This is a genomic window from Actinocorallia aurantiaca, from assembly GCF_039533685.1.
In the GTDB taxonomy this organism is placed as follows: domain Bacteria; phylum Actinomycetota; class Actinomycetes; order Streptosporangiales; family Streptosporangiaceae; genus Actinocorallia; species Actinocorallia aurantiaca.
The window spans coordinates 160,686-176,675 of sequence record NZ_BAAATZ010000034.1; the positions used below are offsets into that span (position 1 = coordinate 160,686).

A 15,990-nucleotide genomic window follows, 5' to 3' on the forward strand; every position below is an offset into this window, starting at 1 on the left:
TTCGGGAAGGTGGCGGGCGATCCCTGGCCGGCTGAGGTAGATCGCCTTTATTGCGGGACAGGAAGGGGGATCTGGTGTGCGGAGGGGGAGTCTTCGCCGGAGGGCGGCACTGCGGGAGCGGGTGGTGCGAGATGACGGCTGGCTCGAATTGAGGCTACCCAAATCCGGAGAAGAGACTTATGCTCCTGTGCGTCAGATCACATGCGCCTTCTGAGGAGCCGATATGGCCGGAGACCCCACCCCCGCGGCGTGCCCGATCGAGGACTACCGGACCTTCGGTCCGCCGGTGCCGGCGTTGACGTCGTTCGAGCGGATGGACGGATACCAGGACCGCGCGCGCCCCGCGCTGTGGACCGAGGACACCCCCGGCTACTGGGTCTTCACCGACCACGACGTGATCCTGGACGGGCTCCAGCAGCCCGACCTGTGGTCGAGTCAGGTCGTCACGCCGACCGAGCCCGACCCGCCGTACAAGTGGATCCCGGTGATGCTCGACCCGCCCGAGCACACCCGCTGGCGCCGGCTGCTCGGCGGTTACTTCACCCCGAAGCGGACCAAGGGGATGCTCGACGAGCAGCGCCGGCTGGCCGCCGAGATCATCGAGGCCGTCAGGCCGAAGGGCGAGTGCGACTTCGCGCGCGACGTCGCGCGGGTGTTCCCGGCCACGATCTTCCTGCGGATCATGGGCATGCCGGTCGACAAGTTCCCGGAGTTCATGGAGTGGGAGGAGAAGATCCTCCACAGCGGCGAGGCCGAGGTCCGCATGGAGGGCATGCAGCTCGTGATGGGCTACTTCGCCGGCCTGATCGCCGAGCGCAGGGCCGATCCGGACCCGGAGGCGTCCGACATCGTCAACAACGCCCTGAACTGGGAGATCGACGGCGAGCCGGTCTCCGACGCCGACCTGCTGAACTGCATGCTGCTGCTGTTCATGGCGGGCCTCGACACCGTCGCCGGCCAGACCTCCTACGCCTTCCTGCACCTGGCCACGCACACCGAGGACCGCAAGCGCATCACGGCCTCACCGGAGCTGATCCCGAACGCGGTCGAGGAACTGCTGCGCGTCTACCCGATCACGCAGACCGCCCGCAAGGCGACCCGGGACGTGGAGTTCCACGGCTGCCCGGTCAAGGCCGGGGACATGGCCGCCTTCCCGCTGTCGGCGGCCGGACGCGACGAGTCGGTCTTCCCCGACGCCCGCCGCGTCGACCTGGACCGCGAGGACGTCCGCCACCTGTCCTTCGGCGCCGGACCGCACCGCTGCCTGGGCTCCCACCTGGCCCGCCAGGAGATGGCGGTCCTGCTGGCCGAGTGGCACCGGCTCATCCCCGACTACGACCTGGTCGAGACGCCGATGGAGCACAGCGGCGGTGTGTGGGGGCTCGACGCGCTGCGGCTGCGCTGGGACGTGTGATGAACACCGAACCGACCCACCGGCTGTACATCGACGGGGCCTGGACCGAGGGTTCCGGCGACGAGCGGATCGAGATCGTCAACCCGGCGACCGAACAGGTCGTCGGCCGGGTGCCTCAGGCGACCCGCGACGACGTGGTGCGGGCGGTCCAGGCCGCGCGGCGCGCGTTCGACGAGGGCCCCTGGCCGCGGATGTCCGTCCGGGAACGCGCGGAGACCATGCTCGCGATGGCCGCGGTGATGGAGCGGCGGGCCTCCGAGCTCATCGAGCTGAACATGGCCGAGGCCGGATCGACCCGACCGCTGGCCGAGTCGATCCAGGTGGGCATCCCGATCCGGCACTTCCGGGACATGGCCGAGCGCGTCATGCCCTCCTTCGCCTGGGAGAAGCCGGTGGCGCCGACCGTCGGCCCGGGGAGCATCGGCCAGGGAGTGCTGCGGCGTGAGCCGTTCGGCGTCGCCGCGCTCGTCTCCGCCTACAACTTCCCGTTCTTCCTCAGCGTCATGAAGCTCGCGCCCGCGCTGGCCGCCGGCTGCACGACCGTGCTGAAGCCCGCGCCGACCACCCCGCTCGAGGTGCTGGTCCTGGGGGAGATCGCGGAGGAGGCGGGGCTGCCGCCGGGCGTGCTCAACATCGTCACCGGCGACGTCGAGGCGGGCCGGGAGCTGACCACCAATCCGATGGTGGACCTCGTCAGCTTCACCGGCTCCGACACCGTCGGCCGGCTGGTCTACGAGCAGGCCGCGTCCACGATGAAGAGGGCCGTGCTGGAGCTGGGCGGCAAGTCCGCCAGCATCGTGTGCGAGGACGCCGACCTCGACAAGGTGCTCCCGGAGATCATGGCCGGCATCGTCGTCCAGGCCGGGCAGGGATGCGCGCTGTACACCCGGACGCTGGTGCACCGCTCACGGCACGACGAGCTCGTAGAGAAGATCGTCACCGCGCTGCGGTACGTCAAGGTCGGCGACCCGGCCGAGCCGGACACCGTGATGGGCCCGCTGATCAGCGAGGCGCAGCGCGACAAGGTCGAGAAGCTGATCCGCACCGGCATGGAGGAGGGCGCGCGGATCGCCTTCGGCGGCGGCCGCCCCTCGGGCCTGGACAAGGGCTACTTCGTGGAGCCGACGCTGTTCACCGGGGTCGACAACGCCATGACGATCGCGCGGACCGAGTTCTTCGGCCCCGTCGGGCTCGTCATCCCGTTCGACGACGACGAGGACGCGGTGCGCATCGCCAACGACAGTCCCTACGGGCTGGCCGGCTCGGTGTGGTCGGCGGACCCGGCCCGCGCCTACGAGATCGCCAAGCGGATCAGGGCCGGCCTGGTCACGGTCAACGGCGGTGGCGGCGGCGTCACCCCGCACGTCGCCTTCGGCGGCTACAAGCAGAGCGGCCTCGGCCGCGAGTGGGGCGAGTACGGGCTCGACGAGTACCTGCAGACCAAGAGCATCAGCTGGAGCGTCGCGGGCGGCTGAACCGCCCCCGCCGCTCGACCGGAGGAAGGGAAGAGGAATGAGCCGGGTCCAGGGCAAGACAGTGTTCATCACCGGTGTCGCGCGCGGTCAGGGCAGAGCCCACGCGCTGCGCCTCGCCCAGGAGGGCGCCGACATCATCGGCGTCGACCTGTGCGAGGACATCGCCACCAACGACTACCCGCTCGCCACGCGCGAGGACCTGGACGAGACCGTCCGCCAGGTGGAGAAGCTGGGCCGCCGCATGTTCGCGGCGCAGGCCGACGTGCGCGAGCCCGCGGCGCTCGTGGACGCCGTCTCCCGGGGAGTGGCCGAACTCGGCCGGCTGGACGCGGTCGTCGCGAACGCCGGCATCTGCCCGCTGGGCAGCCAGGAGGCGCAGGCGTTCCTGGACGCCGTGTCCGTCGACTTCAACGGCGTGGTGAACGCCGTCCAGGCCGCGATACCCCACCTGCCGGACGGCGCCTCGATCGTCGCGACCGGATCCGTCGCCGGGCTGCTGCCCGGAAGCACCGACAACCCGGCCAACGGCTTCGGGGGCATGGGCTACGCCATGGCCAAGCGCGCCGTCGCCTCGTTCGTCCACGACCTGTCGGTGGTGCTGGCCCCGCGCCGGATCCGGGTGAACGCGGTGCACCCCTCCAACTGCAACACCGACATGCTCAACAGCGACGTCATGTACCGGGTGTTCCGCCCGGACCTGGAGCGGCCGACCCGCGAGGACGCGCTGGTGGCGTTCCCCGCGATGCAGGCGATGCCGGTCGGGTTCGTCGAGCCCGAGGACATCGCGGACATGGTGCTGTTCCTGGTCTCCGACGAGTCCCGGTACGTGACCGGCATGCAGATGCGGGTCGACGCCGGCAGCTACGTCAAGAACCGCCCCCAGCAGCCGGCCTTCTGACGGAGGAGAACGACAATGCCGTTGCAGCCGTGGATGAAGATGCTGTCCACCGACGACCACCTCATCGAGCATCCGCGGGTGTGGTCTGACCGCCTGCCGTCCAAGTACCGCGACGTCGGCCCGGTCATCATCGAACAGGAGCGGGCGGGCGGCCGGGCGCCCGCCGAGGTCTGGAGGTACGAGGACCGGATCTACCCGACCATCGGCCTCAACGCCGTGGCGGGCAAGCGGCCCGAGGAGTTCGGCCTCGAGCCGACCCGCTACGACGAGATGATCCCGGGCTGCTACGACCCCCAGGCCCGGCTGGCCGACATGGACCTCGACGGCGTCTGGGGCGCGCTGTGCTTCCCGTCCTTCCCCCGCTTCGCCGGCACCCTCTTCCTCGAAGGAGAGGACCGCGAGCTGGCCCGCCTGTGCGTCAGGGCGTGGAACGACTACATCCTCGACGAGTGGTGCGCCGCCGCGCCGGACCGGCTCATCCCCCTGGTCATCCTCCCGCTGTGGGACGTGGGACTGTGCGTGGCGGAGATCCACCGCACCGCGGCCAAGGGGGCCAAGGCGATCGCGTTCCCCGAGAACCCCGTCCCTCTGGGGCTGCCCTCCTTCCACACCGAGCACTGGGACCCGGTGTTCTCCGCGGCCGAGGAGACCGGCATGCCGTTGAGCATGCACTTCGGCACCTCGGGGTACGCGCCGGTCACAGCCCCCGACGCCCCGTTCGCGGTGATGATCGCGCTGTTCGGCTGCAACTCGATGTACGCCACCGCGGACCTGCTGTTCTCCCCGGTCTTCCACCGGCACCCGAAACTCAAGATCGGCCTGTCCGAGGGCGGCATCGGCTGGGTTCCCTACCTGCTCGAGCGCATCGACACCACCTGGGAGCGGCACCGCTTCTACCAGAACGTCAACCAGGACGTGCGCCCCTCCGACTTGTTCCGCAGGCACATCCACGGCTGCTTCATCGACGACTCCTTCGGCATCGAGGCCCGGCACGCGATCGGCGTCGACAACATCACCTGGGAGTGCGACTACCCGCACTCCGACTCCTACTGGCCCAAGAGCCGCGCCGTCGCCGCCGAGCGGCTGGCCGGCGTGCCCGACGAGGAGGTCCACAAGATCGTCGAACTGAACACCCGCCGGCTCTACGACTTCCCCGCATGAGCGGGCGCCCGGAGTCGGAGCGGTCCGACTGGAGCGACCTCGACCTCCTCACCCGCGAGGAGGCGGCCGCGCGCGTCCTTTCCGAGATCGAGGACGTCCGGTCGCGGCTCGACGCCGAGACGCGGCCCGAGGCGAGGGCCGCGCTGGAGGAGCGGCTGGGCGTCCTGCAGGCGTGGACGCGCGGACCGTCCGCGCGCTGAACGCGACTGGAGAACTCATGAGACTCGTGGTGGACCAGGGCAAGTGCTGCGGCCACGCGCGCTGCAACGACCGGGCCCCGGACGTGTTCGCGCTCGACGACCTCGGATACGCGGTCGCGGGCGAGATCGAGGTGCCCGAAGGGAAGGAGGACGCGGCCCTCGCCGGTGCCCGCGCCTGTCCGGAACGGGCTGTCACCGTCGTGTGATCCGCTTACGGGCTGCCTCTTGCCATGGGAGGCCGGCCTTTTCAGGCTAGAAAAGTTGCGAAGGCAACCAAGATGACCAAGTTGGGATGTAGACGATGGACGTGACCCAGGAACCTCCCCAGGCGATGCCGGCCGATGGGCGCCGCCCCCCGCAGACCCGCCCGCAGCGCCCCGTCGACCCGATCCGCCGGCACGGCTGGGTCCAGGACAAGCTCGACCACCTGATGTACGAGTCCGCCATGCTGCCCGGCGTGCGCTTCGACCGGCCGGCCGGCGACCCCGGATGGTTCTCCCCCGACAGCGCGATGTGGTACGTGCACTCGCACTTCTCCGCGATCGTCGGCGGCTTCGTCGGTCTGATGTGCGAAGGCGTCAAGCCCGACATGGTGTACGGCGGCCTCGACCACAGCGACTTCTTCAACGACCGCAAGCGCCGCGGCGGCCGCTCGGCGTCGTTCTACTGGGCCACCGTCTTCGGACCGACCGAGGTCGCCGAGAAGATCTGCAAGAACGTGCACCGGTACCACGACACGGTCCAGGGCACGATGCCGGACGGCACGCCGTACGCCGCCAACAGCGCGGAGAACCTCCGCTGGGCGCACGCCGGCCTCACCTGGGGCTACGTCCGCGGCCACCAGCTGTACCACCCCAAGCCGCTGCCGCCGGAGAAGATCGACGAGGTGGTGGCCGGAATGGCCCGCATCCACGAGGCCATCGGCGCCACCGACCTGCCGCAGACGATGGCGGAGCTCGACGAGTACTACCGCCAGATGCGCCCGCGCATGTGCCTCAACGAGGACGGCGCGTGGGCCCTCGACTTCGCCTTCTCGGAGTTCGACAAACCCGGCCGCGCCCCCCTGCGCTGGGCACTGGAGGACGCGATGCCCTGGTGGGCCCGCGAGATCCTCGGCGCGAAGTCCACCGACCGCCAGCGCGCGATCGGCCGGAAACTCCACTGGACGGTCGTCAACGGCGTCCAGAAGGCCATCGGCACCCCCTGGTACGTCAAAGAGGCACACGACCGCATCAACGCGACCGCCTGACCGTCGCCATTCGGCGGACGCCGGCCGAACGATGCGGCCGACGTCCGCCTCTGGACATCGAACAGGCGGTCCTGTCTCACGCCGGAGGTTCTTCATGAAACTCATCGGAATGCTGGGGGGCATGAGCTGGGAGTCCTCTGTCCTCTACTACCAGCTCGTCAACCGACTCGTCCGGGAGCGGGAGGGAGGGCTGCACTCCGCGCGATGCGTGCTCTACTCGGTCGACTTCGCGGCCATCGAGGAGATGCAGGTGGAAGGCCGGTGGGACGAGGCGGGCGACGTGCTCACCGAGGCCGCCAGAGCACTCGAAGCCGCCGGGGCGGACTTCGTCGTGCTCTGCACCAACACGATGCACAAAGTCGCCGACAGGATCGAGTCCGAGCTCACGGTTCCGCTGCTGCACATCGCCGACGCGACGGCGGAGGCGGTGAAGTCCGCGAGAGTCGGCACAGTCGCCTTCCTCGGCACGGACTTCGCGATGAGCGACACCTTCTACGTCGAGAGACTGGCCGTGAACGGCCTACGCGTGCTCATCCCGAACGCGACCGACCGGAAGCTCGTGCATGACGTCATCTACGACGAACTGTGCGTCGGCGTCGTGCGGGACGAGTCCCGCGAGGCCTACCGCCAGGTCATCCGGCGGCTGGTCGACGAAGGCGCCGAGGGGATCATCCTCGGCTGCACCGAGATCGAGCTCCTCGTGGGCCAGGAGGACAGCCCCGTCCCGGTCTTCCCGACGGCGCTCCTCCACTGCCGCGCCGCAGTCGACTTCGCACTCGAGGACTGAAAACCGGTTGCGGAGACGCCGGAAGGCGAATGGGAGCCGAGGTTGCGCGCTCGCCGGCAGGCCGAGATCGACGCGGGGCTCCATGAGCTCGGCCCTTGCCTCATCATGCGGCGCCGGCGGGACGAAGACCGCTAGATCTGTCCCATAGATCTGCTGACAGCCGGCGTGTGGTCGTTCACGCCGGGTTCTCCGCCCGAGTCGACCGCGCCCACCTGCGCAGCCGCGGGATCCGGCACACCATCCCCGAATCCCGCGACCAGCAGGCCGACCGGCGCAGACGCGGCGGCGAAGGCGGCCGCCCCACCGGCTACGGCGAACGCACCACCGTCCACCTCGGCACCATCGCCGTGACGGCCTTGTTCATCCGGCTCCGCACCTGATCCGAGAAATCGGGCTTAGCGCTTGACGGTCAGCTTCAGCAGCTTGGGCAGGGTCTTCTTCTTGGGCGTGCAGGGCATCGTCACGGACGATCCGTACGCCACCGCGGTGATCTTGAGCGTGCCCGTGGTCACCGAGATCTTCCCCTTCTTCTTCAGCTTCACCTTGGCGGTCAGCTTCCCGAGCGGGATCTTGCCCTTGGGCTTGATCGGGCCGGTCTTCTTCGGACCTGTCGCGTTGACGGAGGTCTTCTGGGCGCCCGACACGGTGAACTTGGCGGTGCTCTTCCACGAGTCGACGGCGACCGGTGACACTCCGGGCAGCGCCGAGAAGTCCGCGGTGATCTTCACCGTGTCGCCCACGGAGGGCTTGGCCGGGCCCTTCATGGTGATCTTGGCGTTGTAGGTGAATTTGGTGGAGAAGATGGAACAGCTGTAAGCCACGGTTCCGGTACCGGCCGAGGCGGGGGTGCTGCCGAGCCCCACGGTGGCCAGCGCGATCGCGGTGGCACCGACGGTGAGGCCGCGCAGTGCCCCGCGGCCCTTCATCTTCATCGGGCTGGTCGACATGAACCACTCCTTCTGTCGCATGCAGGTCACGATGACGTGCACGGAAGCACGCCGCTGGTCCTCGATCGCACCATCGGTCCGCACGCGATCGAGCACGCCCCCGACGTTTCGGTGAAGGAAACGCGGTTTCGCAACGTGGGACTAGGAGACCGTTTCGCGCACTCCGATGTCAAGAGATGGCCCTCAAACGTTTCCTTCTTCAGCGAGCCGTCGTGGCCGGGTGCGGGCAGGGGCGGCCCGCACCCGGGAGCGTCACCCGGCGAAGTCGGCGAGGGCGGTGGAGATCGGTTCGGGGCGGCCGTCGTTCTGGGTGGCGGCGGCGGTCAGCACGTCTATGTGCTGGTAGCCGGGGGCGACGACGAGGGTGCCGAAGATGCCGTCGGTCGGGGAGCCGGCCAGGATGCCGTCGCCGGCGAGGAGGGTGATCGTCGGGTTGGCCTCTATGCCCTCGGGGTGTACGGCGTCCCCGGCGATCTGGGGGGATGACGCGAGGGCGATGTCGGTGACGAGCTTGGTGGGGAAGAAGTGCTCGGTGAAGTCGAGCGGGTGTTCGGCCAGGCTCCGGGCCAGTTCGTCGATGGCGGTGACCTCCTTGGCCGGGGTGGTGAACGGGGCGCCGTCAGCGGACGTGGCGACGGTCCCGTCCATCTGGTCGTAGTCGAGCCAGGTGTAGAGGGGTCCGTTCGGCTCGTCGGGGATGGCCTTCTTCTCGGGGCCGACGAGTTTGGCGAGGCCTTCGAGACCGGGGGTCTTCACCAGGTCGGCGGGGACGGGGAAGGACTTGTCTGCGAGCTTTCCGCCGCTGAAGAAGCCGACGCTGGCCTGCATGAACGCCAGGGGCTGGGAGTTGTCGTCGAGCAGCCCTCCGAGGACTCCGGCGTTGGTGATCCGGAAGTCCTGCACGGTCGGGGATCCTTTGAAGAAGGTGGCGTAGTCCTTGGAGAACAGCAGCCGGTAGGTGTCGTCGGTGTTGGGGCCGGCCGGGATGTAGGTGGCCAGGTCGGACTGTCCGCCGGGGTCGAGGTCCGCTGACAGGCCCGCGATCGCCAGGAGGTTCATCGTCTCGGAGTTGATGACGGCCGGTGCCGACAGGGTCCGGGGGATGAAACCGAGGTTCAGCCCGAGCTTGACGAACTCGGGGCCGAGGTCGACGCCGGGCGTCGTGCCGGTCGGCACGGCCTGGGCCTGGGCGGTGCCGGGGAGCCTGGTGCCGATCCGGGTGTCGAGGGCGAAGTAACCGGCGCACTGGTTGAATCCGGCGTCGGCCTTGGTGGCGGGGTCGTGGTCGAAGTCCCACTGGGCGAAGAACGCGGTGATGATGCCGCCGAGCGAGTGGCCGCCGCACAGCACCTTCTGCTTGCGCACCGCGGCGTCGGAGAGTTCCTTGACCATGAGGTCGTACTGGTCGCGGACTGTCTGCTCGAGGCCGACGTTCTGCAGCCACGCGACCTGGTCGTTGGTCGGATAGCCGGCGAAGGTCCGGCCGTCGATCTCCTTGCCGCGGTAGTAGTAGTCGACCGCGACATGGGAGTCCTCGGCGGCGAGGCCGGCCAGGACCCCGGTCTGGTCCTCCAGGCAGTTCGACCGCCGGTCCAGCGCCCAGAACTCCAGGTGCCTGCCCTGCGCGGCGGCCTGCGTGATCGTGTTGCGGGCCACGCTGTCGAACGCGCCGGCCCCTTCCAGGACTCCGGGCTGCGCGATGAGGATCCTGTCGGCGTCCGCGGACTTCGCAGGGCCGTCGACGTGCCGGAACCGCAGGTAGGAGAGCCAGTCGCAGGCGGCGGGGCGGGCGCCCGCCGAGGCGGGCAGCGGCACCTTCACCCGCACCACGCTCTCGGCCACGCTCGTCACCGGCGAACTCGTGACGACGGGAGCCTCCGTCCGGGACTCCTCCGCTCCGGCCGGTGAGGCGCAGGTGAGGACGACGGCGGAGGCCAGCAGAAATGTTCGGAACCGGGATGGCGACATGGTGTGCTCCTTGCGCTGGGGGCGGGGCGGGCAGCAGATCGATCCTTCTGCGGCACGGGCCGGCCGGATAGTTCACAGCGCAGGGAGTGACGGCCGCGCTTTGTTACCGCGGCAACATGACGAGACCCGTCCCGGTGGAGACGTCGACCGCGTGGAGCGTGGACCGTCACCACGCCCGGTGCCGGGTGGGAGCGGTCAGCGGGTCTCGGCGGGGCCGTCCTGGGCGTCGAGGACCTCGAGGTGGGTCTTGCAGCGGACGAGGAGCATGGCGGTGTCGTCCTGGATGGGGCCGTCCAGGTGGTCGAGGAGGTCCTGGCGGAGGTCGTGGAGGGCCTGCTCGGGGTCATCGGCCTTGAGGTGGGAGGCCCGGTCCTCCAGGGGATAGAACTCGCCGGAGGGGTCGCGGGCCTCGATGACGCCGTCGGTGTACAGGAGGAGCTGGTCGCCGGAGGTGAAGGGGAGGCCGTAGGGCTCGGGCGGGTCCGGCTCCAGGTCGGCCAGGCCCAGCGGGGGAGCGGCCTGCTTCGGTTCGGCGAAGAAGGAGGTGCCGTCCGCCCGGAGGAGGAGGGGGGCGGGGTGGCCGTAGTTGAGGAGGGTGAGGTCGTCGTCGCGGATCTCGGCGAGGATCGCGGTCACGAAGTCCTCGCCGGTCAGGCGGTGGTTCATGGCGCGCTCCAGGCGGACGCCGACGGATCTGATGTCGGGTTCGTAGGGGGCGGCCTCGCGGAAGGCGCCGAGTACCAGCGCGGCGGTCTCCACCGCCTCCAGGCCCTTGCCCTGCACATCGCCGACGATCATGCGCACCCCGCCGCCGGGGGAGACCGTCACCTCGTACAGGTCGCCGCCGATCAGCGCCTCGGTCACCGCGGAGGTGTAGGAGACGGCGATCCGCAGATGCCCGGCCCGCCGCGGCACCGGCTTCAGCAGGACCCGCTGCGCGGCCTCGGCGATCGACCGGACGTTGGCCAGTTCCCTTTCTCTGCGCTGCCGTCCCACCGTCGCCACGACGCTCGCCCCGATCACCCCGAGAAGCGTCCCCCACGTCACGGTGTTCTGCCGCGTTCCCAGCAGGTCGTTGTCGGCCGCCAGCACCGCGCAGAGCACCATCGCCAGCACGCCGATGGCCAGGGAGCGCTTCACCCCGCCGCTCAGGCTGGCGAACGCGGGCCCCAGCGACAGGAGGGGCAGGAACCCGTACTCCGGACCGGTCAACGCGTCGGCGAGGGCGACCACCCCCATCATCGCGTAGGGAAGGAGACCCAGGATGATCCTGTTCCGGGTGCTGACCGGCTGCATTCCACCTCCCGCCTGATCCGCCTCTGCGTCGTCACGCTAGCGGTGGGGGCCGTTCCCGGCCACCTGTTTCGCCAGGTAACCGCGTCGGCGGGACGACTGCCCCCATTCTTCCGGAAGACCGGCGCGCTTCGACCATCACGGAGCAGGCCGGAACACGAACGTGTCCCGGCCGGAGAACCGGCCGGGACACGCACTCAAGGGACCGCCGGGTCCTCAGGCGGTGAAGGAGCCGTACAGCTGCGGCGCCCGGGTGGCCAGGGGGTCGAGGTGGTAGCCCATCATCTTGTCGTTGGACTCGCGCAGGTCCAGCTCGAGCAGCAGCTGCTCCTCGAAGCCGGGACGGGTCCAGTAGCCGGTGGGGTAGCGCATCACGGCGATGGGCTGGCCGGGCTGGAAGTCGTCGGCGCGGACGATCTGGCTGCCCAGGCCGGCGGGGCAGTCCAGGCGGGTCACCGAGACGAGGTGGACGCGGTTCTCCTCGGTGCGCTCGGTGGCCGCGACGTGCATGGCGTCCGGGGTCGTCCAGGACGTCGGGTGGACGATCAGCTCGGCGCCCTCGACGGACAGGACCCGCGACACCTCCGGCACCCAGACCTCCTCACCGATCATGAAGCCGATCCGGCCGATCGGGGTGTCGGCCACCGACAGCTCCGAGCCGGGGGTCGCCCAGGCGCGGTCCTCGTCGGTGAGGTGGGTCTTGCGGTAGCGGTGGACGAGCGCGCCGGTGTCGTCGAGCAGGAAGACGGTCGAGTAGTACTTCCCGCCGTCGGCCTCCACCAGGTTGACGGCCAGCCACAGCTTCGCCTCGGCGCAGGCCGACGCGAGCCGCTGCAGGACGTCGCGGGACAGGTTCGCCGCGCGCTCGGGGTCCTTGGCGGCCTCGCCGGGCTCCAGGCAGAACAGCTCGGGCAGCACGCCGAGCCGGGCCCCCCGCCTGCCCGCGAAGGAGACCTGGCCGATCGCGCGCAGCACCGTCCACTCGGTGTTGCGCACCCAGCTGACCTGGAGCAGCGCCACGGGCAGCGGTCGCGAAGGCATGTCCGCCGGGGCGGGACCGTACATGGACGCCGCGGGCACCTCGTCGAGCGGACGGGTGAGCACGCCGTACAGGTCGGGACGCCGCCAGGCGAACACGTCGCCGACGCCGTCCATGTGCTTGTCGTCGGCGAGCTCCGGCTCGATGTCGGCGATGGCGAGGCCGGGCTCGTCCTCTCCGGCGTCGGCGAGCCGGGTGCCGTCGGGGGCGATGATCTGGCTGCCGCCCATCCACGGCCACTCGTGCTCCGGGCCGCCGACGGTGTTTGCCGCGACGTGCCACACCCGGTTCTCCATGGAGCGCAGCGGCACGTGCACCCGGTACTCGTCCGGGCCGCGGGAGTTCAGCGAGTTGCACAGGATCTGCGCGCCCATCAGGCCGAGCGCGCGGGGGGTGTCGGGGACGATCCCGTCGGCGCACAGCAGCAGCCCGAGCCGGCCGATCTCGGTGTCGTACACCTGGTAGGGCTCGTCGCCCGGCACGAAGAGGGTGTACTCGTAGTCCCACAGGACGTGCTTGTGGTGCACGCCGACGATCCGGCCGTCCGGCCCGATGAGGACCGAGCCGATGTACACGGTCGGAGAGCTCTCGCCGCGCAGGTCGACGCCCACCGCGATGTGGACGCCGAGTTCGGCGGCCAGCTCGCGCAATCCCGTCACGAACGCGCCGTCGAGGTCCTCGGAGTGCTCGAAGCACTCCTCGCGCGACTTGAAGTTCCGCAGCCGGTTGGAGTTCTCGGGCAGGACGACCAGCCGCGCCCCCTGCGCCGCCGCGTCGCGGACGTAGCCCGCGCACAGCTCCAGGTTGGCCAGCGGATCCGGTCCCGAGAAGAACTGGGCCGCTGCGACCCGAACCTTCGCCATCTCTTGCTTCCTTTCTAGAGCGTCGCGAGCAGCCGGCCGGCGCCCGGGATGCGGTCCTTGATGCCGTGGGTCCGGTACGCGTGCCAGAGGGAGGCCGCGTTGATCGGAACGACCGGCTTGTTCAGCTCCTCCTCGAGAGCGGCGGCCACGCCGATGACCGGCAGGTTGGTGCCGGCCTGGACGAGCGCCTCCACGTCCGGGGCGTCGACCTTCGCGAACGCGTCGCGGATCTCCTGCGGCGTCACCTCCGCGATCGAGGTCGCCGAACCGCACTTGAGACCGTGGACGGCGTGCACCTCGTAGCCCAGTTCGGTGAAGTAGGCGCGGACCTGCTCGTCGGCGACGGGCTGGTACGGGGTGATCACGCCGATCTTGCGGACCCCGAACCGCTGGAGCGCCTCGTGGGTCGCGGACGCGCCGGTGACCACGTCCAGGCCGGACATCTCGCCGATCCAGCGTTCGAACTCGGCGTTGCCCTCGGCCCCGCCCCAGAACGTCTCGGCGCTCATCCCCATGATCAGGGAGTCGGGCTTGCAGGTCAGGACGGACTCCACCGCCGCGCCGATCTCGCCGCGCAGGTCCTCGAGGAAGTTCTCCATGTCCTCGTCGGAGTTCAGGACGGCGTTGCGGATGAGGATCCGCCCGGTGTGGAAGGACACGCCGGGGGCGCGGAAGCGGTAGTACTCGTCCTCCACCGCGGTGTTGGTGGAGGGCACGATCACGCCGAAGACGTGGCGGTCGGCCAGGACGGTCGTCATGAGGACTCCTCGGGGTCGTCGGAAGCGGAGGGACGCCAGCGCTCCTCGTCCTCGGCGAGGGCGGGGAGTCCCAGCACGGCGGTGAAGTCCGCCCAGCTGAGCGGCGGTTCGGGGGCGCGGCGGCCGGCCAGGACCTCGCGGTAGGCCGCGCTCATCGCGGCGGCTCCGGCCAGGGCCGCGGCCACCGGGAACAGCGCGAGCCGCGCGCCGGCCTCGGCCAGGACGTCGATCGGCTCGGGGGCGTGCCCGGCGGCGGAGTAGTTCACCACGACCGGAAGCCCGCCCGACGCCTCGTGCGCCCGCCGGACGGTGCCGGCGTCCCGGGCGCCCTCGACGAAGATCGCGTCCGCTCCGGCCGAGGCGAACGCGGCGACGCGGCGCAGCACCTCGTCCTCGCCGGCGACGTTCAGCGCGTCCGTGCGGGCGATGAGCACGAGCCGCTCGCGGGCGTCGGCCGCGGCGCGCAGCCGGGCCACGGTCTCGTCCAGGCCGGCCAGCCGCACGCCCGCCATGTGGCCGCAGCGCTTGGGCATGACCTGGTCCTCCAGGTGCAGGGCCGCGGCTCCGGCCCGCTCGTACCGGCGGACCGTCTGGGCCACCTGGAGCGGGTCGCCGTAGCCGGTGTCGGCGTCGGCGATGACGGGCAGGTCGGTGCCGGCCGTGACCCGGACCAGCGCGTCGACCATGTCGGACGCGCCGACGTAGCCCAGGTCGGGCAGGCCGAAGGTGACCGCGCTGACGAGCGCGCCGGACAGGTGGATCGCCTCGAATCCGGCCTGGGCGGCCAGCCGGGCGGAGAGGGCGTCGTGGCACCCCGCGGCCAGGAGCGGCGGTCCCGCGGCCAGGTGGGCGCGCAGGCGGTCGGCGGGGGCGACGAGTCTGGGGGTCATGCTGTTGTCTTCCACAAGTCCAGTACCTTCGCAGTCTCGTGGACGTCGGCGTACTTGGCGGCCAGGTCGAACAGCGCCGCCTCGTGCGGCCGGGGGTCGCGGTCGGCGACGGCGTCGGACACGACGACCGGCCGGAACCCGTGGCACAGGGCGTCGAGCGCGGTGGCCCGGACGCAGCCGCTGGTGCTCGTCCCGGTGACGACCACCGAGTCGACGCCGAGCGCGGTCAGGGTGGAGGCCAGGGACGTGCCGAAGAACGCCGACGGGTACTGCTTGGTGACCAGCAGGTCGCCGGGTCCGGGGACGAGTTCCGCCGGGGGCTCTCCCCAGGGCGAGCCCCGTTCGAACAGCCGCAGCGCGGGCACCTTGCGGTAGAAGAGGCCGCCGTCGGTCCCGCCGGGCGCGTACTCCACGTAGGTGAAGACGACGGGGTGCCCGAGTTCCCGGGCGTCCCGCACCAGCCGCGCCGTCTGCGCGACGGCGGACTCGGCCCCCGCGTACAGGGGGGACTCCGGGTCGGTGTAGGCGCGGACGAGGTCGACGACCACCAGCGCGGGGCGCCGTCCGAGGCCCAGGCTCCCGCCGAATCCCGCACCGCGGTAGTCGTCGGCGAGCGCGTCCTCGGCGAAGGCCTTCCCGGCCCCCTCAGACATCGAACTGGATGACGGAGCGCTCGGCGAGGATCGGCGCCAGGTACTCGGCGATCATCGCTTTGTGGGCCTCGTGGGCCTGGTAGGCGCGCCAGTCATCGGCGCTCGCGAAGTCGAGCACGGCGGCGAAGTCGTGCGCGCCCGGAGTGAGGGCGAGGTCGGCGCCACAGACGAGCTTCTGGATCTGCGATACCTTCTCCGGCAGTGAGTGAAAGGCTTTTTCCGCGTCTTGCTTCTGCTGCTCGGTGGCTGTTTCTGTCCACCGGAGCAGGACGATGTGCCGAACCATGGAGGTCCTCCGGGCGTTTTCAACAAGGGATGGTGCCCGGTTCCCGCAGTGTGAGAGACTGATTTTTGTTATGTAAGAACAGGGTAGATCCTGGTGCTCTCCGGGGTCA

The 15,990-nt window shown here is 70.3% G+C and carries 17 protein-coding genes; 9 read left to right on the forward strand and 8 right to left on the reverse strand.

From position 1 onward, the window contains the following. Window positions 1-223: 223 nt before the first annotated feature. The 9 genes from ABD327_RS33375 to ABD327_RS37550 all read left to right on the forward strand — a co-directional run bounded on the left by ABD327_RS33375 (window position 224) and on the right by ABD327_RS37550 (window position 7,564). Window positions 224-1,414 carry a cytochrome P450 gene (locus ABD327_RS33375; protein ID WP_344456809.1) on the forward strand — a complete coding sequence of 397 codons (1,191 nt, stop codon included), beginning with the start codon at window positions 224-226 and terminating at the stop codon, window positions 1,412-1,414. Beyond that, window positions 1,414-2,889, forward strand: coding sequence for an aldehyde dehydrogenase family protein (locus tag ABD327_RS33380; RefSeq protein WP_344456812.1), 1,476 nt, complete (start codon window positions 1,414-1,416; stop codon window positions 2,887-2,889). The genes ABD327_RS33375 and ABD327_RS33380 overlap by 1 nt, the downstream gene beginning before the upstream one ends. A 37-nt stretch (window positions 2,890-2,926) precedes the next feature. Continuing rightward, a complete protein-coding gene (locus tag ABD327_RS33385) occupies window positions 2,927-3,787 on the forward strand; it encodes a mycofactocin-coupled SDR family oxidoreductase (RefSeq protein ID WP_344456814.1) in 861 nt (286 codons plus the stop codon). Window positions 3,788-3,802: 15 nt separating this feature from the next. Further along, window positions 3,803-4,948 carry an amidohydrolase family protein gene (locus ABD327_RS33390; RefSeq protein WP_344456816.1) on the forward strand — a complete coding sequence of 382 codons (1,146 nt, stop codon included), beginning with the start codon at window positions 3,803-3,805 and terminating at the stop codon, window positions 4,946-4,948. Then, the gene (locus ABD327_RS33395) at window positions 4,945-5,148 is read left to right on the forward strand and encodes a hypothetical protein (RefSeq protein ID WP_344456819.1); all 204 of its coding nucleotides are present in this window, start codon (window positions 4,945-4,947) and stop codon (window positions 5,146-5,148) included. Before ABD327_RS33390 ends, ABD327_RS33395 begins: the two co-directional genes overlap by 4 nt. A gap of 17 nt (window positions 5,149-5,165) precedes the next feature. Continuing rightward, complete coding sequence (locus ABD327_RS33400) at window positions 5,166-5,354, forward strand: ferredoxin (RefSeq protein WP_344456821.1); 189 nt, start codon at window positions 5,166-5,168, stop codon at window positions 5,352-5,354. Window positions 5,355-5,449: 95 nt separating this feature from the next. Continuing rightward, window positions 5,450-6,397: an oxygenase MpaB family protein gene (locus tag ABD327_RS33405; RefSeq protein WP_344456823.1), complete on the forward strand. Its 948-nt coding sequence runs from the start codon at window positions 5,450-5,452 to the stop codon at window positions 6,395-6,397. Window positions 6,398-6,491: 94 nt separating this feature from the next. Next, complete coding sequence (locus tag ABD327_RS33410; RefSeq protein ID WP_344456825.1) at window positions 6,492-7,184, forward strand: aspartate/glutamate racemase family protein; 693 nt, start codon at window positions 6,492-6,494, stop codon at window positions 7,182-7,184. A gap of 167 nt (window positions 7,185-7,351) precedes the next feature. After that, the gene (locus tag ABD327_RS37550) at window positions 7,352-7,564 is read left to right on the forward strand and encodes a hypothetical protein (RefSeq protein ID WP_425547276.1); all 213 of its coding nucleotides are present in this window, start codon (window positions 7,352-7,354) and stop codon (window positions 7,562-7,564) included. 15 nt (window positions 7,565-7,579) lie between these two features. Here ABD327_RS37550 and ABD327_RS33420 read toward each other — a convergent pair whose 3' ends face one another. The 8 genes from ABD327_RS33420 to ABD327_RS33455 all read right to left on the reverse strand — a co-directional run bounded on the left by ABD327_RS33420 (window position 7,580) and on the right by ABD327_RS33455 (window position 15,881). After that, window positions 7,580-8,131 (reverse strand): hypothetical protein, encoded by a 552-nt coding sequence (locus ABD327_RS33420; RefSeq protein WP_344456827.1) that lies wholly within the window; start codon window positions 8,129-8,131, stop codon window positions 7,580-7,582. A 252-nt stretch (window positions 8,132-8,383) separates the two neighbouring features. Beyond that, a complete protein-coding gene (locus ABD327_RS33425; protein ID WP_344456829.1) occupies window positions 8,384-10,099 on the reverse strand; it encodes a hypothetical protein in 1,716 nt (571 codons plus the stop codon). Window positions 10,100-10,294: 195 nt separating this feature from the next. Next, window positions 10,295-11,395, reverse strand: coding sequence for a PP2C family protein-serine/threonine phosphatase (locus tag ABD327_RS33430; protein ID WP_344456832.1), 1,101 nt, complete (start codon window positions 11,393-11,395; stop codon window positions 10,295-10,297). Window positions 11,396-11,608: 213 nt separating this feature from the next. Beyond that, window positions 11,609-13,294, reverse strand: coding sequence for a nitrilase-related carbon-nitrogen hydrolase (locus ABD327_RS33435; protein ID WP_344456834.1), 1,686 nt, complete (start codon window positions 13,292-13,294; stop codon window positions 11,609-11,611). Between the two features lie 14 nt (window positions 13,295-13,308). Next, complete coding sequence (locus ABD327_RS33440; protein WP_344456836.1) at window positions 13,309-14,052, reverse strand: maleate cis-trans isomerase family protein; 744 nt, start codon at window positions 14,050-14,052, stop codon at window positions 13,309-13,311. Further along, window positions 14,049-14,942: an isocitrate lyase/PEP mutase family protein gene (locus ABD327_RS33445; RefSeq protein ID WP_344456838.1), complete on the reverse strand. Its 894-nt coding sequence runs from the start codon at window positions 14,940-14,942 to the stop codon at window positions 14,049-14,051. The genes ABD327_RS33440 and ABD327_RS33445 overlap by 4 nt, the downstream gene beginning before the upstream one ends. Then, window positions 14,939-15,595 carry an isochorismatase family protein gene (locus ABD327_RS33450; protein WP_344456840.1) on the reverse strand — a complete coding sequence of 219 codons (657 nt, stop codon included), beginning with the start codon at window positions 15,593-15,595 and terminating at the stop codon, window positions 14,939-14,941. The genes ABD327_RS33445 and ABD327_RS33450 overlap by 4 nt, the downstream gene beginning before the upstream one ends. Next, window positions 15,588-15,881: a Dabb family protein gene (locus tag ABD327_RS33455; RefSeq protein ID WP_344456842.1), complete on the reverse strand. Its 294-nt coding sequence runs from the start codon at window positions 15,879-15,881 to the stop codon at window positions 15,588-15,590. Before ABD327_RS33455 ends, ABD327_RS33450 begins: the two co-directional genes overlap by 8 nt. Window positions 15,882-15,990: the final 109 nt, after the last annotated feature.